Consider the following 22,648-nt stretch of genomic DNA (forward strand, 5'->3'; position numbering starts at 1 on the left):
TTACCTATACCTTATGTGATGATGATACACCGGCAAGCTGTGATACGGCAACGGTGACAATAACAATCGGTGATGCAGGGAACCCAGTAGCCGTAGATGACAGTGCAAGTACTAGTGAAGATACTTTGGTCACTACCGGAAATGTATTGACCAACGATACCGTAGTCGATGGAGCAACCATTACAAGTTTTGATGCAACAAGTGTTAATGGTGGAACTGTTGTAAACAATGGCGATGGTACATTTGATTACACACCACCATCAGGTTATGTAGGTGCTGATACCTTTACCTATACCTTATGTGATGATGATACACCGGCAAGCTGTGATACGGCAACGGTAACTATTACTGTAGTTTCTGGAAATACAAGTGATAATGATAATGACGGAATAATTGACTCTATTGATATTGATGATGATAATGATGGAATTTTAGATGTGTTAGAAGGAACTGGGGATTTTGATGGAGATGGTATTATCGATTCATTTGATATTGATGCTGATAATGATGGTATTCCCGACAATGTTGAAGCTCAGACCACAAGTGGATATATCCCACCTTCTGGCAATGATTCTGATAATGATGGACTAGATGATGCCTATGAAGGAATTGGAGACGAGGGAATAGACCCTGTAAATACTGATGGTACAGATTTGCCAGATTTTCTTGATGATGATAGCGATAATGATGGTCTGTTCGATTTTGTTGAAGCATGGGATTTTAATGGAGATGGTGTGCCAGATGAAATGCCTATAGGTTCTGACAAGGATAATGATGGTTTAGATGATGCTTATGAAGGAGCTAATTTAAACGATGGATATGACAGCAATGATGAATTAAACATGGGTTCAAGTGATACTTATAATTCTGATGGTATGGATGAACCTAACTATAGAGATGTTGATGATGATAATGATGGCGTTTTAACAGAACACGAATTAGATTCTAATGATGATGGATTTGGACCAGATGATACAGATGGTAATGGTGTGCCCGACTATTTGGATACTGATGATGATGGAGATGAAATAGCAACCATGGATGAAAACCCTGACCCAAATGAAGATGGCAACCCAAGTGATGCCTTTGATAGTGATGGAAATGGGACACCAGATTATTTAGAAACAAATAATTCGGATGTCAGTTCAGAAGACGATATAGAAATATACCAATTATTAACTCCAGATGATGATGGCGTAAATGATATTCTAACTATCAGAAATATTGAAAATTTCCCTGACAATACAGTCAAAATATTCAATAGATGGGGAGTGCTGGTATGGCAAACTGAAGGGTATAACCCTGAATCTAATTACTTCACTGGAAAGTCCAATGGAAGAGTTACAATTAATGAAGATGAATTATTGCCAGTAGGAACTTATTTCTATGTTATTCAATTTGAAACAGGCAATGGAGCAAAAGATAAGGCAGGATTTATTTACATAAACAGATAAATTAAAAATGAAGAAATATTTTATAATTGTATTATTTTTTGTGTTGCTGGTACCAACTGTAAACTACGGACAACAAGACGCACAATACACTCAATACATGTATAATACTATTAGTGTAAACCCGGCATATGCGGGCTCAAGAGGGGTTTTAAGTATGTCTGGTTTGTACCGCGCGCAATGGATTGGTTTGGATGGAGCTCCAACGACACAAACATTTAGTGCAAATTCACCAGTAGGTAAAAATGTTGGCCTTGGATTTTCAATAGTAGATGATGAGATTGGACCAACAAAGGAAACATATTTTGATATTACATTCTCTTATACAGTTCCAGTATCAGATAATGGTAGGCTTTCATTTGGTATAAAAGGTGGTGGGCATTTATTGGATGTGAACTTTGCCAGCCTTACACAATATGTGAATCAACTTACTACTGCAAGTAATATTGATAATAAGTTTTCTCCAAATGTTGGGGCAGGGGTTTACTATAGAACAAATAAGTTCTATACAGGTTTATCCGCACCAAATCTTTTAAAAACTGAACATTTTGATGAATCATCAGATTCCAATGAGGCTTCAACTTTTATTGCAACAGAACGCATTAACCTTTATTTTATAACAGGATATGTTTTTGATTTAAACGAATCATGGAAATTTAAACCTGCACTGCTTAGTAAAATGGTACAAGGATCACCCTTACAGGTAGATCTTTCCGCTAATTTTTTGTTCAACGAAAAACTTACTTTAGGCGCCGCATATAGATGGAGTGCGGCATGGAGTGCTATGATAGGATTTCAGCTAACTGATGGAATGATGATAGGGATGGCATTTGATAAGGAAGTTACAGACTTAGGAAATACTTCCTTCAACGACGGATCCTATGAGGTTCTATTAAGGTTTGAATTGTTTAGTGGCAAAAAAAGAATCATTTCATCAAGATTTTTTTAAATACCTTTCTTAACCAAACTACCCAAAAAGCTTCTGAATTTTCTGAAGCTTTTTTATTTATCTACCCCATCCTAGTTTCATTTTTTATATTTTAGAAAAGAATTAAGACGACTACTAAATAATGAAGCGAATTACCATATATGCGTTTTTATTTGTTTTTACCCTTTTGTTCCAAGGATGTACAGCACAGTCTCAATTGGTGGAAGATGAATTAGAGACGGTAACTGTAGAGAACCTAAAATATTATCTCTATTACCCAAAGGATTATAAAGTAGATGGCAATGATAAATTTCCATTGCTTTTGTTCTTGCATGGAGGTGGCGAGTCTGGTGGAAATTTGAATGAGTTGAATGCAGGTGGTCCACCAAAACTAATTGCAGAAGGGAAACAGTTTCCATTTTTAATTCTTGCTCCTCAAAACCCACATATTAAACAATGGTGGAACACACGGGCGGTTATTCAACTGTTGGACAATGTAGTAGCTGATAATAATGTTGATAAAAATAGAATTTATTTAACGGGTATTAGTAGGGGAGGTGGAGCCGCTTGGGAATTAGCAGTGCAATACCCAAAGAAGTTTGCCGCTATGGCCGTTGTTTGTGGTATGACGCCCTTACCCTATGCTTCTTGGATAGACAAAGAGTTGGCTATTTGGGTTTTCCATGGAGAGGAAGATAAGTCCATACCAATATCAGAGTCCATTGATATGGTAGAGAAATTGAAAGCAGCGGGCCACAACGTTAAGTTTACCAAATATGAGGGAGTGGGGCACAACGCATGGGACCGGGCGTACACAACCCCAGAACTTTATGATTGGTTTGTGGAACAAAAAAGAATGGACCAATAAACATTGGTTTTTCTAGTATTTTCCTTATTTTTCAGATTCAACTAACTTAATAATAAATCATGCAAAAAAGTATTGTTTGTGTATTGCTTGCACTTGTTTTTATGGTAATGGGGTGTAAGGAGTCAGCACCACCAATGATAGGTGATTTCAGTGAAGAAATTAGATTAAACCAATTAGGATATTATCCCAATGCTACTAAAATAGCTGTTGCTGTAGCTGCTGAAGAAGGGGTTTTTCTTGTAGTAAAAGATTCTACCGAGGTTGTATATATAGGAACACTTTCAGAAAATAAAAACTGGGAATTGGCAGGGGAACATGTAAGAACAGCTGATTTTAGTGAAGTTATAGAAGAAGGTAATTATAATGTATATGTTCCGGGAAAAGGCTATTCGTACCCTTTTGAAATAAAGAAGAACTTATATCATGATGCCTTTTTGGGTTCAATTAAAGGATTGTATTATCAAAGAGCCGGAATGGTACTGGAAGAAAAGCACGCTGGAAAATGGCATAGACCGGCTGGCCACCCAGATGATAGTGTACTTTACCACCCTTCAAGTAAAATATCAAAAGATGTATTGGTTTCTCCAAAAGGATGGTATGATGCTGGGGATTATAACAAGTACATTGTAAATGCAAGTTATCCATTAGGTCAGTTTTTTCTTTTGGAAGAGCAGTACCCAGATATTGTAAAAGATGGTGATTTAAACATTCCTGAAAGCAATAATGGTGTGAGTGATTATTTGGATGAATTAAGATATGAAATGGAATGGGTGCTTACGATGCAAGATGATGATGGAGGGTTGTACCATAAATTAACTACCAAAAATTTTGAAGGAATGGTTATGCCACATTTGGCAACCGCGCAACGATATATTGTCGGGAAAGGAACAGCGGCAACTTTAGATTTTGCAGGAAGCGCTGCACAGGCACACCGTATTTTTAATGATATTGATAAGGCTTTTGCTCATAAATGCCTGGAAGCAGCTAAGAGTGCATATACTTGGGCGTTGGATAATCCTGATGCAGCTTTTGTGAATCCACCAGATGTGAGTACTGGTCAATATGGTGATTCTAATTTTGATGACGAATTTTTTTGGGCAAGTGCTGAGTTGTTTGTTTCCACTGAGGATGAAAAATATCTAAATAATTTAGATGATGCTACTAGCTATAAATTTAATCCAGGAGATAATTGGACTAGTTTTATGCGTTATACGGGAGTATTTACACTTCTAAACAATAAAGATTTGGTACCAGAGAAAATGTATGAAAGTTTAAAAATTGGAGTGCTTAAATTGGCTGATGAACTGGTAGCTAGGGGGAACAATACAGATTATTTTCAACCTATGGATGATTTTCAATGGGGTTCCAATAGTGATGTGTTGAATTCTGCACTTATAATGGCACAGGCATATAGACTAGACCCAAAACCTGAATATTTAAGGGGCGCACAACAAGCAACAGACTATATTTTTGGAAACAATGCAAATGGGTATAGTTATTTAACAGGATTCGGAGATAAAACGCCAATGTATATACACCACAGGCAAAGTGCTGGGGATGATGTAGTGGAACCAGTACCCGGATTGCTTTCAGGAGGACCAAATAGTAGATTGCAGGATGCTTCTAGTGGAGTTACTTACCCAGAAAACCCTTCTCCAATGAAAAGTTGGGTAGACCAAGAGCCAAGTTACGCAAGTAATGAAATTTGTTTAAACTGGAATTCTCCATTAACCTATGTGCTTGGGTTTTTAGAGCAAGAATCAAACTAAAGAATTTAATCTATGAAAACACATATAAGTCTATTCGGTTGTTTGTTGTTAATATGTTCTGTGTATGCTGCTGGTATTAAACCAAATCTTGATGTAAATCCAGAACCTACTAAAAAGAAGAAACCGCGGAATGTTATTTTTATTTTAACCGATGATCATAGATACGATTATATGGGTTTTACAGGAAAAGTCCCATGGCTAGAAACACCAAACATGGATAAACTTGCCAGTGAGGGTGCTTATCTGTCCAATGCTTTTGTAACCACTTCTTTGTGTTCACCAAGTAGGGCTTCAATTTTAACTGGACGGTTTTCGCACAGCCATACTATTGTTGATAATCAGGCACCAGACCCTGGGAACTTGACCTATTTTCCGCAGTATTTAGAAAAGGCAGGATACCAGACCGGTTTTTTTGGGAAATGGCATATGGGTGACCATGGGGATGAGCCTCAACCAGGTTTTACACATTGGGAGAGCTTTCCTGGACAAGGGGTATATTATAACCCTACCTTAAATATCAATGGAAAAAGGGTGGCTTATAAAGACTCGACCTATATTACTGACTTACTCACAGAGCATGCTTTGGATTGGCTAGAAAAGCGTGATGAAGACAAACCTTTTTTCATGTATTTATCACACAAGGCAGTGCATGCTGGTTTTCAACCAGCTAAAAGGCATAAAGGTAAATATAAGGGAAAACGTATTGCATTGCCATCTACTTATGATCAAACAAAGACAGGAAAATATAGAGACTTAAAATGGCCACAGTGGGTAGCCGACCAACGAACCAGTTGGCATGGTGTAGATTATATGTACCATGAAAATCGGGATTTGCACGAAATGGTAGTGGATTATTGTGAAACTCTTTTAGGTGTAGATGAAAGTGTGGGATCCGTAATGGAGTATCTTAAAAAGGAAGGCTTGGATGAATCTACTCTAGTCATTTATATGGGTGATAACGGTTTTAGTTGGGGAGAACATGGTTTGATTGATAAAAGACATTTTTATGAAGAATCAGTTAAAGTACCTTTATTAGTAAGATGTCCAGAACTTTTTGAGGGAGGAAAAAAACCGCTTCAAATGGTACAAAATATTGATATTGCACCAACTATTTTATCTGAAGCAGGAATTAAGCAGCCTGAAAATATGCCAGGAGTTTCTTTTATTCCTATTCTTACAGGAAACGAAGTAACCAAGGCTAGGGAAGAAGTTTTCTATGAATATTATTGGGAGTATGATTTCCCAATGACACCAACAGTTTTCGGCATGAGAACGGATAATTATAAATACATTAAATATCAGGGAATATGGGATAGAAATGAGTTGTATGACTTAAAAAATGACCCTGATGAAATGTACAATTTAATAGCCGACCCAAATAAACAAGAAATTGCAAAATCCATGTCCGAAGCTATTTATAAATGGTTAGAGGAAACAAACGGAATGAACATCCCGTTAAAACGGACCGTTAAATACCGTTTTGGAGACTACAAACATATGAATGAGTATTAGATGAGAAAGCTAAATTTTGTCAACCTAGTATTAGTATTTATAGCCTTATTGGTGGTTTCTTGTAAAACAGAAGTCAAAAACAATCTTTTTACGGCTGATAATAATGCTTTTCAATATACAGGCAGAATAGATGTTTTAGACAATAAAGAAGCAGTGCTCATAGGAGCGGCATCTTCCATAAAAATTCAAGTTATTGGAGATTCTACATCAATATATATAAGAGGAGGGCGTGCTCATAATTTTGTAACTCTCGTTGTGGATGGGGAGCATTTAGGACGATTTAAAATAGAAACTACAGAAGATTTCTCACTTCCTGTTAAATTTAAAAATCAGGCTGAGATTCATCAATTGGAAATAGTGAAGGCAACCGAAGCTTCTAGCGGCCCCGTTATTTTTAATAGTATAAAAGCTGATGATATACAAGCTGTCGCCAAAACCAATAGTAAGAAAATTGAATTTATTGGAGATTCTATTACATGTGGCGCAGCTATGGACGATTTGTTTGGCCCCTGTAACAAAGGGGATTACCATGACCACCATAATGCCTATTTAAGTTACGGCCCAAATGTGGCCAGAGCTTTGAATGCTGATTATATGTTATCTAGCATTTCGGGTTGGGGTATGTATCGTGGTTGGAATTCAGAGGAAGATGCAAAAAAGGCGGTACCTGTAGTTTATGCAAATACGTATTTAAATGATATAGGTTCTAAACCTTGGGATTTTAAATCTTTTGTGCCAGATGTTGTGAGTATCTGCTTAGGAACTAATGATTTATCCAATGGAGATGGTGTTAAAGAACGCCAACCTTTTAATCCAAATTTATACGTGGAACGGTATATTGCATTTGTGGAATCTATTTATGGGTATTATCCCAATGTTCAAATAGCGCTATTAACCAGCCCAATGGTTTCTGGTGATAATGATGTGCTTTTGGCTGATTGTTTAGAAAGGGTACAGGCTCATTTTAATGAAAAAAACTCAACGAAACCCATTGAAGTATATAAGTATGGAAAGCTTTATGTTAATGGCTGTTCATATCACCCAGGGATACAAGACCATAAAGAAATGGCAGAGGTTTTAACTCCTTTTTATAAAAAATTACTAGCTACTAATTAAAAATATAATCATGAAATTAAAATCAATAGTTTATATAGTTCTATGTGTTACATCAATACAATTAGTATCAGCTAGAGTTGTACTACCAAGTATTTTTTCTGATGATATGATATTACAGAGAAATTCTGAAGTTACCCTTTGGGGATGGGGAAATGTTTCTGAGGATATTACCGTAGTTACCAGTTGGGACGGTAAAGAGTATAAAACCAAAGGAACTACAGATGCCAAATGGGAAATAGATGTTACTACGCCAGAAGCAGGTGGGCCATATACAATTAGTTTTAAAGGTTGGGGAGATGAAATTGTTTTAAAAAATATATTGATAGGAGAAGTATGGCTAGCTTCTGGACAATCTAATATGGAATGGAGTGCTAACAGTGGTATTGTCCACAAGGAAGAAATTGATATGGCAAACTTTCCTGACATTCGTTTATTTAATGTTGATAGAAGAACAGCTGTATACCCGCAAGATGACCTCTCTGGTTCTTGGAAAGTGTGTACTCCAGAAAGCATGAAGCATTTTAGTGCAGTGGCTTATTTCTTTGCTAAGAGACTTCATGGGGAGTTAAATATTCCTATAGGTGTTATAAATTCTTCTTGGGGTGCATCTGCTGCTGAGGTGTGGACACCAAAATCAATTTTTGACAAGAATGAAACTTTAAAAGAATCAGCTAAAAAAATAGGGGAGAACCAATGGGTGTCCAATAAATCGTCAGAATTGTACAATGCTATGATTTCACCAATCACATCGTTTAAAATAGCTGGGGGACTTTGGTATCAGGGTGAAAGTAATACTGCTAATCATGAAACGTATACTGAATTGTTTTCATCCATGATTACTTCCTGGAGAACAGAATGGGGATATGATTTTCCCTTCTATTTTGTGCAAATAGCTCCTTTTAATTATGGTGAACCCGAACAAGGGGTGAAGGTAAGGGATGCCCAACGAAGAACTTTAGAGCTCAAAAATACTGGAATGGTGGTTATAAGTGATGTTTGTACAGTAGATGATATTCATCCTAGAAATAAGTTGGATGTTGGTAATCGTTTGGCAAATGTGGCTTTAAAAGACCATTATAAGACTTTGAATACTGAAGCGCATGGTCCACTTTATAAAGAATTAAAAATTAAGGGTAAAAAAGCAACAGTGGTTTTTGAGCATTCTGATGAATTATACTCAAAAGGTAAAAAAGTCACTCATTTTGAAATTGCTGGGGACGATGGTGTATTTTACCCAGCAAAAGCAATTATAAAAGACGACAAGGTCATTGTTTCCTCCAAAGAAGTGAAAGAACCAAAAAAAGTACGTTTTGCATGGAGTAATACGGCATTACCTAACCTTTTTAATGGAGCTAATTTACCCACTTCAAGTTTTGTCAGCGAATAAACCTTAGATATTTATTTAACAATTTTTGTGGCTAATTATGGTATTTTAGCTGTCAATTCTATTTTTACTATGATTAAGAGTATTTTCATTAAAGCACTTATAATAAGCCTTTTATTTTTTTCTTCATGTAAAGAAAAAGCGCAAAATAAGGAACAAGAAAAGCATAAATATACTAATGCTTTGATTGATGAGACAAGCCCGTATTTATTACAACATGCACACAATCCAGTGGATTGGAGAGCCTGGAGCCAAGAAGCATTGGATGATGCAGAGAGAGAAAACAAACTTGTATTGATTAGCGTTGGGTATTCTTCTTGTCATTGGTGTCATGTAATGGAAGAAGAGACATTTGAAGATGAGGAAGTAGCTAATATGATGAATGAAAATTTTATAAGTATTAAAGTGGACAGGGAGGAACGTCCAGATGTGGATAATGTGTATATGACAGCTGTTCAACTAATGACTGGGAGTGGAGGATGGCCTTTAAACGTAATTGCTTTGCCTAATGGAAAACCTATTTATGGCAATACATACCATACCAAACAACAATGGATAGATGTTTTGACCAGAATAAGTGATTTATATAAAACGGACCCAGAAAAAGCACATAAAGTTGCAAATAGTATAGCGGAAGGGGTTAAAAATGTAAATATTGTGGAACCTTCTTCTGATCATGAAAATCTTACTAAGAATGTTGTGGAAGAGAGTGTTAGAAAATGGAAACCTAAATGGGACCATGAATGGGGAGGCAATTTAGGTTCTCAAAAATTTGCAAGACCTGTTAGCTTAAGTTTTTTATTGGATTATTCAATTTTGTCTGGAGATGAATCAACAAAGAAACATGTAAAGAATACCCTTGATAAAATAGCAACAAGTGGGGTATATGACCATATAGCTGGAGGTTTTTATAGATATAGTGTTGATAATGAGTGGAAAGTACCTCATTTTGAAAAAATGTTATATGACAATGCACAATTATTGAGCTTATACTCTAAAGCATATACAGTCTATAAGGAGCCAGAATATAAAAATGTTGTAGAAGAAACCATTTCCTTTTTAGATAGAGAAATGAAGAATGAAGAAGGGGCTTATTATGCAACTTTAGATGCGGATAGTGAGGGGGAAGAGGGAAAATTTTATGTTTGGACGGTGGAAGATCTCAAAACCATTTTAGAGGATGATTTTGAACTGTTTGCTTCCTATTTTGGAATAAAGCAAGAAAATCTATGGGAAGATGGGAAGCTTGTTTTAAGAAAATCCACACTGGATACGGATTTTTATAAGAAACAAAACATAGAGCCAGCTATTTTTAAATTGAAAAAAGAAGAATGGAAAAGGTTGTTGCTGACTGAAAGGGCAAAAAGATTACGCCCAGGGATAGATGATAAAATAATTACTTCATGGAATGCTCTTTTAATAAATGGTTATGTAGATGCATATAAAGCATTTGGAAATGATGCATATTTGAACAGAGCGGTTTCAATTTTTGATTTTATCAATGAGAACAGTTTTAAAGAAAATCAGTTACAGCATTCATATAAAGAAGGAGGAAAACAAAATATAGGATTCCTAGAAGACTACACTTTTATGGTCAATGCGGCATTAAACCTATACAGTTCAACTCTTGATAGCGGCTATCTTGAATTTGCTCAAAAATTGAATAAAATTGCTCAAGAAGATTTTATTGATGAGGCCTCTGGAATGTATAGATATAATAAAGAAGAAAGTCTTATAGCTACCCTAATTCGAACCGATGATGGAGATATGCCTTCTCCAAATGCTGTTATGGCACATAATCTGTTTAAACTTGGGCATATTAATTATGATACTGAAGCTCTTAATAAGGCTAAAGATATGCTCACTTCTATGAAACCTATATTAATAGAATATGCGGATAGCTATGCTAAATGGGATGCCTTGTTATTGAATGTAACCTATCCATTTTATGAAATTGCTGTGGTTGGTGAGAACGCTAACACTTTGACTAGAGAATTGAATAAAAAATTTACTCCAAACACACTAACTGTTGGAAGTATAGAAGAAAGCAATTTGCCACTGTTTAAGAATAGATATGAAGAAAATGATACATTTATCTATGTATGCAAGAATAATGCTTGTAAGCTACCGGTAACTACTGTAGAAGATGCAATGATACAGTTAAATAATTTTTAGTTAAAAATTAAGCGTTCTTGTTTTTTTGCCTTGACCATCATAAAATGATATTTCATTTATTTTACTAGTTACTGTTACAAAACGACTGGATTGTGATTGAAATGTATTTCCCCAATAATATTCTTGAATACTTTTCTCACCATTTTTAAATAAAACTTTACAAATTACTTCATTGCCCTTCAAGGGAACAATATTGTCATTGACTGTTTTTCTTTCGAATACTTTTAAGGCATCATTGTTTTGTGAAGCAACTAAAAGAGATTTTTGATTATTTATATTCAATGATACAAGGCTTTTGGCATCGCCAGGCACATAAAACTCTGTTTCCTTGATTGGAACAGAAGTAAATTCTCCATTTCCTTTATTTTTTAAAACAAGTCCAATAAATGAATCTGCCCTTCCTTGTTGAACTTCAATCCCAAAATCATTTCCTACTATAACAATATCCATTAGAGTGTCATTGTTATAATCTATTGGACGTATTCCATATACAGGAGCCATTTGAGCCTCAAGAGGTAAAGCATGGACTTGGAACTTTCCATTTCCTCTATTCTCTATCCATGAAGATTTCATCCAGTTGGTGGTGAGTTTTATTGCATCGTCCATAATACCATCAGAAAATAGTTCTTGAGTAGTAGCTTCACCAAAAGCACCAAAAGAATTGTACCTTTTTCTAATACCAACAAATTGCTTTACAACATCTTGCCATGGATGGTATAAATATTCTTTTTTAACACCAATACTGTCTCTTAAATAATATGAAATAAAAGGATCCATCATCCCATTTTCATCTACATCCTTGGCATATAATTTTAAAGGTTCCTCTTCTGTGCCATTAAAATATAGGTTTTCACCATAATTACCAGCAATGTAGTCTATATCACCATCATTGTCCATGTCCGCAGAAGTAAGACTGGTCCACCAACCTATTTGGTCTTGCATACCTGTTTTACTGGTTATTTCTACTAACGTGCCTTTTTTGTTTTCAAAAATTCGTATTGGCATCCATTCTCCTGCTAAAATAAGATCTGGCCAAGAATCATTGTTGAAATCGGTCCAGATAGCATCACTTATCATTCCAGGGTTAGATAGTTCTGGTGATACTTCATCGGTTGCATCTACAAATTTTATGTTATTGGGAGTACTTTCATTTCTTAATATATAGGAACGATCAGCAATAGGGTAGGACATAGGCTTCACTCTACTACCAATAAATAAATCTAAATCTCCATCATGGTCATAATCAGCAGCTTTTACACACGACCCATTGGAACGTATTTGTGGGATACCCATACTTTTGGAAAATGTTCCTTTTCCATCATTAATCATTAAAACGTCTTCATAAAATTCATGACCTTCATTATATTGGGCAGAGCCCCTAACAATGTACAAGTCTAAATCTCCATCTTTGTCAGCATCAAATAACAATGTACCAGCATCTTCTTCTTCTAAACCGGGACTGTTTTTGTAAACAACTTCGTTTTGCACAAATTGCCCACTAGGCTGCTGTATGAACCATCTTTCCTTAAAACCTCTACTTGCGGCCGCCAACATATCATCCAGACCATCGTTGTTAACATCACCAACAGATATAGAAGGTCCATATTGAGAAAATTTATGGGGAAGGGTACGCTGAAAATTAAAGTCAATAAAATCAGCATCACAGTCATTGTATGCTAAATTGTATTCTTCTGATATTTCTTTAAAGATTGGAGTGCTTTTTGTTTTTTCGATTTCATTCTCATACAAGGAGTTTATATCATAATCTATTTGAATAGTTTGATTAACATTGGTTTCTTCTAACTTTTGAACACTGCCACCAGGCCAAATTACTTTTATTGAATCTATAGAAGAAATAGTACCTAGGCCAAAGTGCAATGTGCTTTCTGGTTTTGATAAATAACCACGACCAGACATTAGAGAATGCTTTAATTTTAGGCTATCTATAAATATTTCTACAACAGCACCAAAAGCATCCGGATTTTTGCTGCTGCCTTTTAACTTAATTCTTAGGTAGTTATTCTTGTTTGACAGTTCGGAAGCTTTATTCTCCATTAAAGTTGCAGAGTCATTGATATTATTGAAAATTAGGTCAAGATCACCATCATTATCTAAATCACCATAAGCTGCTCCATTTGAAAATGTGGCAAAATTGAGACCCCAATTATTGGTTTCATCACTAAATGTTAAATCGCCATTGTTTTTGAATATGAAATTAGGAGATTTGACCGCTGGAATTGCAGCCAATAATTTTTCTTTGCTAACCAACCTACTGGCGGTAGATCTAAAATCCCCAAAATCTCTATCAGTTACATCTTTTGGAAAACCATTTACAACCAAGAGATCGCGCCAAGAGTCATTATTGTAGTCTGCAAACAATGGAGCCCAGCTCCAATCGGTTTCTTGAACACCAGAAAACATTCCGATATCACCATAAATAGGAAGCCCGGACTCTGGATTGTTTCCTAAATTTATTTGTAACGTATTTCTGGTATATTGGTATTCATAATCATATCTACGAGTTAAAACCTCTCTTTGATAACTACTTGGGCCTTGAAAAAGTTTTTTTCGTTTATTATAATAAGGTTGCATTTCTGAAGTAAAAACATCAAATCGCCCATCATTATTTATATCGGCAATATCACTTCCCATTGAAGAAAGACTAAAATGCTTGAAAATTTCACCAGCCTTGTTGGTAAATGTGCCGTCTTGATTGTTTATATATATTAAATCACTGGTTAAATAGTCATTAGCGACATAAATGTCCATAAAACCATCCTCATTGAAATCATTGATAAGAGTACTATGACTAAAGCCGTTGTATCGTATGCCAGCATCAATGGTTATATCTTTAAATATTGGATGTCCTAAACTCTTATCCCACGTATTTTCCAGTAGAATATCCCTACTCATAGCCATGTTGTCATTACTTAAAGGACGGAATTGACTGGGATTAATTCCTTCTATTCTATTTACCCCAATAAACAAATCCAAATCTCCATCATTATCATAGTCAAAAAATTGTGCATGTGAGGAATGACTGTCATTATCTACACCATATTCACTAGACATTTCTTTAAAAAGAGGAACGCCATTTTCATTGTTTCCTTGGTTTATGTACAATAAATTTTTTCGATTGACAGAACTTTTGTGTAATGTATTACATATATAGACATCTAGTTTTCCGTCTAAGTTTAAATCCACTATGGATACCCCGGAAGACCAATATAACGGGTTGGTTTTACCAATTTTAGCGGTGGATGAAACATCTTCAAAACGTAACTTCCCTTTGTTTAAGAATAGTTTGTTATCTACTTGGTTTCCCGTAAAGAAAACATCATCTAATCCATCGTTGTTTAAATCTCCAATTGCTAATCCAGCACCATTATACACAAACTCATTGTCTAGAATGTTCAGTGTATCATTTTCTTTTATTTGATTATTGAAAGTAAGGCCAGATTCGGTAGTGTTTATTTTTTTAAATAAGGTTTTGTCATTTTTACAGCTAATAGCAAAAAATAGAGATACAATACCATAGACTGATATTTTTAAGGACTTCATATAGCTTTTAATATATAATTGGTATGACTTACAAATATGGGAGATGGTTAACAAACAAGCAAATAAAAAGGCCACTTTTGAAAGTGGCCTTTTGTTAAATATATTAAGAAAAAATTAATTCTTAGTAACCAGGGTTTTGAGATAAAAGATCAGAACCTTGGATGTCAATTTGTGATTGTGGTATTGGGTACAATTCATTTTTACCAGTAGTAAAACTAGCTCCACCAAATTTGGTCGTTAGAATTTGCGCCTCATACTGTAAATAAGTATTTAACTCATCAGCAGCAACTCCCCATCTTACCAAGTCAAAGAAACGATGTCCTTCACCTGATAATTCTAATTTTCTTTCCATACGAACTGCAGTTCTCGCTGATGCTTGGTCAGCAAATTGAGATGCAGGATATTCAGAAATCACATAGTTAGCAGCATTAGGAGCAGCTGGGTTTCCGAATTCTGTTTTTACCCAGTAATCAGAATTTGCAGCTCTAGCTCTAACTCTATTAACATAACCCATAGCAGTTGTTAATGATCCAGCTTCAATTTCTGCTTCAGCAGCCATTAAAAGAACATCTGCAAATCTTATGATTGTATAGTTCATTGTAGCATAACCACGAGTCCAAGAACTACCGTCTGTAAAACTATTCTCTTGAGATTTGTAATAGATATACTTTTTAGGAGAATAAGGACCTGCATAAGGTTGGCTTCTAATCCAAGCTTTTCCTGGGTGAGGAATCCAATCTAAATATGGAATACCTCTTCTACCAATTGAATGATCAATACGTGGATCTAAGTTACCAGCATCTGGTGTAAATGCTGCATCACTTTCAATACCATAATCATGAACCAATTCATTAGCAGCATCATTATATGAACCATCTAAAAGTGGTAAACCTGTTGCGTCTGTTCTAAATGAGTTACCCATTGATAAACTTGGTTGAAAGAATCCACAACAGTTACCAGGACCATCAGGACCTGTGTTGTATGGATAGTTCAAATCATCAAACCAGTTAGCGTTTTGAGTACTACCAGAATTATTAGCAGATTCAACATCCATTACAGCTTCTGCATGGTTGTCATTTTCTGCGTTATAGATTTGTGCATAGTCATCCAATAAATCATAAGATAATCCATTAGTGGTAACACCATTGTCTATTACATCTGTAAAAATTGGAATAGCTGCTCCAAATTTACCTTGGAACAATAATGCTTTAGCTAAATACGCTTTAGCAGCCCAACTGTTTACACGACCAGCATCACCCATAGTAGCAGGAAGATTGTCTGCAGCAAATTGGAAGTCAGCTTCGATTTGAGCCCACACATCAGATTTAGCAACTGTTGGAACATCAGCAGCCAATACAGTTTCATCTATATATGGAACTTGTCCAAAGTGCTTTGTAAGATCAAAATAGAAATGTCCTCTAAGCAATCTTGCTTGCCCAGCCAATACAGCTGCATCACCAGCAGAAATATCCTCAGAAGCCGCAACAGCAGCTAATACAGAATTAGCTCTAGATACACCTTCAAAACGTGCTCTCCACAGGTTGTTAATGTCTCCTGAAGTTGGATCATGCTCATAACGTTGGTATGGGTTAATAGCAGAATAATCCCCAGCATCAGTTCCTTTATTTGCTTCGCCACCCATAATAGAACCTGTTACCCAATGGTTAGGTCCTTCAAAGCGGTTACCAAATACACCGTTAAGAGCGGCATAAGTACCAATCAAAAGTCCTTCAATACCATCTTTGGTACTTACCTGGGCATCCGCAAGGGATCCCGTTGGAAGAACTTCTAAAAATTCATCGCTACACGATACGCCCATCATTAGGAACGCCATCGCTGCGACTGTCATTTTTTTGAATTTACTCAATGTTTTCATAGTTTATTTTTATGTTAAAGATATCGTTTTTATTTTCAATTTCATAATTAAAGACCTAATTCTAAACTAATTAAGTAACTTGGAGTAACTGGGAAGTTACCTACATCAATACCAAAGTTGGTATCAGGACCTGCAACTCCTGGATCTAATCCACTATATTTTGTCATAGTCCAAATGTTGTTGGCGGCTAAACCTAACTTAAAAGTTGATAGCCCCCATTTGTCCAATAGGCTAGAATCAAAGTTGTAAGTAAATGACAATCTTTGAAGTCTTAAATATGAACCATCTTCAACATACCAAGAATTAGAAGCACCACTAGTACTTAAGTTAGAAGCACTTTCCCAAATAGGTCCAGAAGCTGCATTTCCTAATTCTGGAGTCCAAGATTGTTTTGCACGTTCTCCTTTAGCAGAACCTTCGAAAGTTCCAAAGAAATCAGTAAACCATTTAGACATATTAAATACCTCATTACCTACAGAAGCATACCAGTATGTTTCAAACTCTAAGTTTTTATAACGTAGATTAAGAGTAGCACCACCAGTATAATCTGGTACAGCACTACCAATGAATGTACGGTCATCTGGAGTAATGGCACCGTCACCATTAACATCCTCATATCTAAATCTACCAAGACCTTTTCCATCTTGAGCTGGAGAGCTATCTACTTCAGCTTGTGTGTTAAAGTATCCAATAACATTATATCCGAAGAAAGATGAAATTGATTGACCTACTGCATTTCTTACAGGAGTAATACCTCTATAGTTTCCAGTATCAAAGAATTCAATACCGTCAGCTAAGAATGTAATTTCATTTGACAAGAAAGAGTTGCTCAATCTAACTTCATATGACAAATCTTCGTTTATATCACCTCTATTGGTAATTAAGAAATCCAAACCTTTGTTGCTCATACTAGCAACGTTTACAGATGGTGCAGAAGCAAAGTTACCAGTTACACCAGCAAGTGGTACTTGGTATAATAGGTCTTCTGTGTCTTTTTGCCACCAATCCAATTCAATAGATAGTTTGTCATTTAAGAATGATGCGTCAAAACCAATATTGGTTGTTGATGAAGTTTCCCATTTTGCATCTGGGTTACCAATACGACTTTGAGCAAACCCTTCACTTACACCACTTGCCTGTCCTGCAATTGGATAAAATGTATTTCCTCTGTCTGATGCAAATAATGAATATTGGTTGTTAGGATCAACATTATTGGAATTACCCATTTCTCCCCAACCTACACGGAATTTAAGATCAGTTAACCAATCAACATCTTGTAAGAATGGTTCATCTATAGCTCTCCATGCTGCAGAGACAGCAGGGAACACACCATATCTATTGTTACCACCAAAACGAGAAGAACCATCACGACGAATAACACCAGTTAAGTAATATTTTTCACCGAAGTTATAATCTATTTTTCCAAACAGAGAATAGAAATTAACTCCTTTGAATTGGAAGCTGTTAACATTAGGGCTTTGTACATTACTTAGGTTTTGGAAATCCAAATCCGTAGAGAATGGGTTGATACCATTACCATTAACTTGTCTTCCGGCACCTGTGTTTAATGCTTCAATACCACCTAAGACCTTAATTTTATGCTTACCAAATAATTTTTCGTAAGTAGCAGTATTAGTAAAAGTCCATTGGAAAGCATAACCAGAACCTTCAGAGAAGTTATTACTTGCTGCTGGTTCTGAATCACCTAAGTATCTAAAATCATAATTTACAAAATGGAAATTACTATACTGACCTCCTAGACTTGAACGTAATGTTAATCCTTCAACTGGTTTTAACAATGCATAAATATTTCCAAATCCTCCAATACTGTACCCTTCGTCATCACCATTATTTTGAGTAAGACGTCTTACTGGGTTACGAGGGTTGTTAAAGCCTGCGGCTCTTGTACTGGCAAAACTTCCAAATTCATCACGAACAGGAATAATGGTTGGCATACGATATGCAGATAAAACTTCTGATTCATCATCTGCAACACCAACACCACCATCGCCACCAAAAATAGCGTTTGTTCTACGATAAGTTGTTTGGAAATTCTCTCCAATGCTTAACCATGGTGTAATATCCCACTCAGAATTTATACGAGCTGCGTATCTTTTAAATTTCTGCTCTAATACAATACCATCTTGTTCTTGACCACTGATACCAACATAAAAACGTCCATCTTCAGTACCACCTCTAATACCAAGAGTTACCCTAGTAACAGGTGCAACTTGTGTAATTTCTTTATACCAATTAGTACCAGCTAAATTTGGTCTAATTAGGAAAACGTTTTCTGGATCTGCAGCATAATTAGCTTGTATTTGCGCTAAGTTTATATCCGCTTCACTCACACCATTTGCTCCATCTGCATGCAAATAATCTGGAAATGTAGGAGTAGCGTTAGACCCGTACTGTGGATGTGTATAGGCTACTGCTGTTCCATTAGCTGCAGCATTGTTTTCATAAGCAATATGTGTGTAGGCTGCCATATCCTGTGGATTTAGCATTGCTGGTGATCCAGCAACATTAGGATCTGTAACCCCAGAACTTACATTTAAGGTAAACTCAGTTTTTACTTTGTTTCTTGCTCCTTGCTTAGTTGTGTATACAACTACACCATTTGCTGCTCTAGCACCATAAATAGAAGCGGCTGCCGCATCTTTAAGTACGGTAGTGGTTTCTATATCATCAGGATTTAAGAAATCAATATTTCCTACAGGTACCCCATCAACTATATAAAGAGGTGCATTACCTCCAAATGCGTTGAAACCACGAACTCTAATTTGAGAAGTAGTACCTGGCTGACCATTTGTGATAACAGTTACACCAGCAACACGACCTTGTAATTGCTGTTCTACGTTACCAGATGGAATTGCTGCCAATTCTTCTGCTCTAACAATAGAAACTGCTGCTGTAGTTTCACGTTTAGTCTCAGTAGCATAACCAGTAACAATTACTTCTTCCAAAGCTAGACCTTCTTCCAAAGTCACATTAATTGTTGAATCTACGCCTACTGTTCTTTCTGCAGCATTGTATCCAGTATAACTAAAAACTAGAACATCACCTGCACTGGCTTCAATGGAATAGTTTCCATCAAAATCGGCAACAGTACCGTTTGTGGTTCCTTTAATGACCACATTGGCTCCTGGAAGCGGAACACCATCGGAGTCCGTTATTGTACCAGTAATAGTTGATTGAAGTTCATCTACTTCAATTTTCATCAAACTTGTTTCAGAGTTTGCTAAAGCAAACTGAGTACCAAAACAAAGTAACATCGACAAAAGTCCAATACTCCAAGATGATAACATCTTGCCATAAGACTTTAACGAATAACAATCGCATTTTTGAATCATAATAAATTGGTATTAGTTAGTTTTAATAAAAAAGTTAGTAATTAATTTTTTGTTTAAATAATAATGTATGGGTACTTTATTCAATCGTTATAGTTCTTTATTATACTTTAATATGTAAATGTGAATATAATAATACAAGCCCTATAAATAGAACAAGTCGCTAATTTATAATATAATTTATTAATAACATATAATTTTTTTAACTTATTTTTTAGAATTCATCAACGAATATGCATCTTAGAACAAGGGGTTTTTAATAATCTATATTTTTAAGTAATGTTAAAATTTACCCCTAAGTGATTCATACTTAACCATTAATTAACATTGTAATTTTTAAAAATCTGGCATAAAATGTGGGGTGTTTTGTTGGAAAAAAAGATTGGAAGTCTATTTTTTGTTTTAGGACAAACTTTTACTGTAAAATATGTGATATTTACTAACGCTTTAGCGTTATTATTTTGTCATATAAACATAGAATAATTTCATAATAAATTCTCATTTTTTAATTATTAGCAAGTGATTTCTTTGAATTGTTTTCTATTAGTTTACAAAACGTTTTGTTTTTGAATTAAAAAGTTGATTTTTTTGTATTATTGCATATATATTATATTGTCAAATTACACCCAAATAATTTCATTATTTTCATAATTCATGGATATTTTAAAGAAAATACACAGGGAAATCACCCCATTATCTGCAGAAGATAGCTTTTTGGTTTTTGATAGAGTTAAAAGCTTTTTTGATTTTCCCATTCATTTTCACCCAGAAATAGAGTTAAACTTTATTTCTAATGGAAATGGTGTTAGGCGTGTAGTTGGGGATAGTTTGGAGGAGATTGATGACTTAGAGCTTGTTTTGGTTGGCCCTAGTTTATACCATGGTTGGGAACAACATAATTGTGTAAATGACAAAATACATGAAATAACTATTCAATTTCATGAAGATCTCTTTGATCAAGCATTTTTAAGAAGAAGTATAATGAGACCTTTGAAAGATATGTTTGAAAGGTCTTCACATGGGATACTTTTTTCAAAGGCAACGATTATAAGTATAATGCCCAGAATCTTAAGGGTTTCTAAACTGGATGGAATCGATTATTTTATGGAATTATTATCTATTTTGTATGATTTATCAATTTCTAGAAATCAACGCTTGTTGTCGACTTCAACAGTTCATTTAGAGAATTTTGAAAATAGTGATAAGTTAAAACTGTTGTATGATTATGTTCAAAATAATTATCCTTCAAAAATCACTTTAGCTGAAGTTTCTGAGCTGGTTAGTATGAGCAATGTATCTTTTAATAGGTTTATTAAAAAAAGAACAGGTAAAACCTTTGTTGAGTATTTAAACGATGTTAGGATTGGTTATGCATCCCGCTGGTTGATAGAGAAGGATTATAGTATTTCAGAAATTGCATTCATGTGTGGCTTTAATAGTATTGCCAATTTTAATAGGGTTTTCAAAAAAAGTAAGGGTAGAACACCTACAAATTATAGACAAGACTTTTCTGGAATTAAGAGGGTGTTATAATTTTAAGTTTGTATTTGGGATTATGGTTTGTTATTTTTTTGATTTTATTGCCACACCGACCATGGAATCTGCTGTACCGTAGTATAAAAACCATTTTTCTTTAAAGTAAACCAAACCTTCTATAAAAGTAGTTCCTGCTTTATATTGCCCAGAAGTTTCATGTGGTAAACTTGGACAAATAAAAGGAGTTTCCATACGTGCTAATAACTTGGTCGGATTATTTTTATCAAAGAGAACCTGACCACCACAATAGGTGCCTTCTGCAACTTTATCGGTAGCCCCTTCACCACTTAAGTTTTTGCCATTATATAGTAATAGTATTCCATTTTCTGTATAGAGCGCTGGAGGTCCGGGTTCTGTTAAATGGCTATCAAATTCCCCCAATGTGGGTTTAAACACATGTAAAAGTTCGCCTTTTTCATCTAAAATAGGCTCCCATTCCAACCCATCATCAGATTGTGCTAAATTTACAAAGAGCTCTCCCCAATACATTAAGTATTTGCCATTTACCTTTTTTGCAATCAAGCGACCATTAATCAATTCTGTAACTATGGAGCCAGACTTACTCCAAATATCCAGAAATTTACCGTTAGATGCTTTTTGAAAAACTGGGCCATACTTTTCCCATGTTTTTAAATCTGTAGAAATTGCACTAGAAAGTCGGGCAATATCTTTGTTCCAGCTCGTATAAACCATAATGTAATTACCATCTGGTGTTTCAACAACACGAGGGTCTTCAATACCACCGGGTTGGTCCCATTGCTTAAACTCATCGTTTGACGGGTATAATACAGGTTCTGGATATTTAGTGAAATTAAGTCCGTCTAGACTATATGCCAACCCAATTCTCGAGGTTCTTCCTCCTAAAATAGCTGCTGGATTATCTTCTGCCCTAAAAAGCATGAAAACGGTATCATTTTTAACGATAGCTCCAGGATTAAAAACATCAGCCTTTTGCCATTGTACGCTTTCTCCTGAAACAGGGTCGTTAAAAACGAACGTTGAATCAGCTGTCATTATGGGGTTATGTTCCGGTTTTTCAAACCCTAACAGCCATTTTTGTTGAGAGCAACTGCTGCATATTGTTAGAATTATAGTTAGAAATACCAGTGCATACTTTTTCAT

Annotated in this window: 13 protein-coding genes; 9 read left to right on the top strand and 4 right to left on the bottom strand. The window is 35.4% G+C overall.

Annotated elements, in window-relative coordinates:
* From AC000W_RS07890 to AC000W_RS07925, 8 genes are all read left to right on the top strand, one after another.
* Positions 1-1,454: T9SS type B sorting domain-containing protein (locus AC000W_RS07890; RefSeq protein WP_474747386.1), on the top strand; the 1,454-nt coding region annotated here is incomplete at its 5' end.
* Between the two features lie 7 nt (positions 1,455-1,461).
* A complete protein-coding gene (locus AC000W_RS07895; protein WP_474747388.1) occupies positions 1,462-2,400 on the top strand; it encodes a PorP/SprF family type IX secretion system membrane protein in 939 nt (312 codons plus the stop codon).
* Between the two features lie 121 nt (positions 2,401-2,521).
* Positions 2,522-3,247: a carboxylesterase family protein gene (locus AC000W_RS07900; protein WP_474747390.1), complete on the top strand. Its 726-nt coding sequence runs from the start codon at positions 2,522-2,524 to the stop codon at positions 3,245-3,247.
* Positions 3,248-3,306: 59 nt separating this feature from the next.
* On the top strand, positions 3,307-5,016 hold the full coding sequence (locus tag AC000W_RS07905; RefSeq protein WP_474747391.1) for a glycoside hydrolase family 9 protein: 1,710 nt from the start codon (positions 3,307-3,309) through the stop codon (positions 5,014-5,016).
* A gap of 12 nt (positions 5,017-5,028) precedes the next feature.
* The gene (locus tag AC000W_RS07910) at positions 5,029-6,528 is read left to right on the top strand and encodes a sulfatase family protein (RefSeq protein ID WP_474747392.1); all 1,500 of its coding nucleotides are present in this window, start codon (positions 5,029-5,031) and stop codon (positions 6,526-6,528) included.
* Positions 6,529-7,644 (top strand): SGNH/GDSL hydrolase family protein, encoded by a 1,116-nt coding sequence (locus AC000W_RS07915; protein WP_474747394.1) that lies wholly within the window; start codon positions 6,529-6,531, stop codon positions 7,642-7,644.
* Between the two features lie 10 nt (positions 7,645-7,654).
* Positions 7,655-9,031, top strand: a complete 1,377-nt coding sequence (locus AC000W_RS07920) for a sialate O-acetylesterase (protein ID WP_474747396.1) — start codon at positions 7,655-7,657, stop codon at positions 9,029-9,031.
* Between the two features lie 69 nt (positions 9,032-9,100).
* Entirely contained in the window at positions 9,101-11,203 is a 2,103-nt protein-coding gene (locus AC000W_RS07925) for a thioredoxin domain-containing protein (RefSeq protein WP_474747397.1), read from the top strand.
* On the opposite strand, the gene AC000W_RS07930 is transcribed toward AC000W_RS07925, so the two are convergent.
* From AC000W_RS07930 to AC000W_RS07940, 3 genes are all read right to left on the bottom strand, one after another.
* The gene (locus AC000W_RS07930; RefSeq protein ID WP_474747398.1) at positions 11,204-14,764 is read right to left on the bottom strand and encodes a VCBS repeat-containing protein; all 3,561 of its coding nucleotides are present in this window, start codon (positions 14,762-14,764) and stop codon (positions 11,204-11,206) included. It abuts the gene before it with no gap.
* A 121-nt stretch (positions 14,765-14,885) separates the two neighbouring features.
* Positions 14,886-16,640: a RagB/SusD family nutrient uptake outer membrane protein gene (locus AC000W_RS07935; RefSeq protein WP_474747400.1), complete on the bottom strand. Its 1,755-nt coding sequence runs from the start codon at positions 16,638-16,640 to the stop codon at positions 14,886-14,888.
* 47 nt (positions 16,641-16,687) lie between these two features.
* Positions 16,688-19,861 (bottom strand): SusC/RagA family TonB-linked outer membrane protein, encoded by a 3,174-nt coding sequence (locus AC000W_RS07940; protein WP_474747401.1) that lies wholly within the window; start codon positions 19,859-19,861, stop codon positions 16,688-16,690.
* A 783-nt stretch (positions 19,862-20,644) separates the two neighbouring features.
* Here AC000W_RS07940 and AC000W_RS07945 point away from each other — a divergent pair.
* Positions 20,645-21,523 carry a helix-turn-helix domain-containing protein gene (locus tag AC000W_RS07945; protein ID WP_474747402.1) on the top strand — a complete coding sequence of 293 codons (879 nt, stop codon included), beginning with the start codon at positions 20,645-20,647 and terminating at the stop codon, positions 21,521-21,523.
* 30 nt (positions 21,524-21,553) lie between these two features.
* On the opposite strand, the gene AC000W_RS07950 is transcribed toward AC000W_RS07945, so the two are convergent.
* Positions 21,554-22,648, bottom strand: coding sequence for a glycoside hydrolase family 130 protein (locus tag AC000W_RS07950; protein WP_474747404.1), 1,095 nt, complete (start codon positions 22,646-22,648; stop codon positions 21,554-21,556).

The organism is Saonia sp., assembly GCF_056326165.1.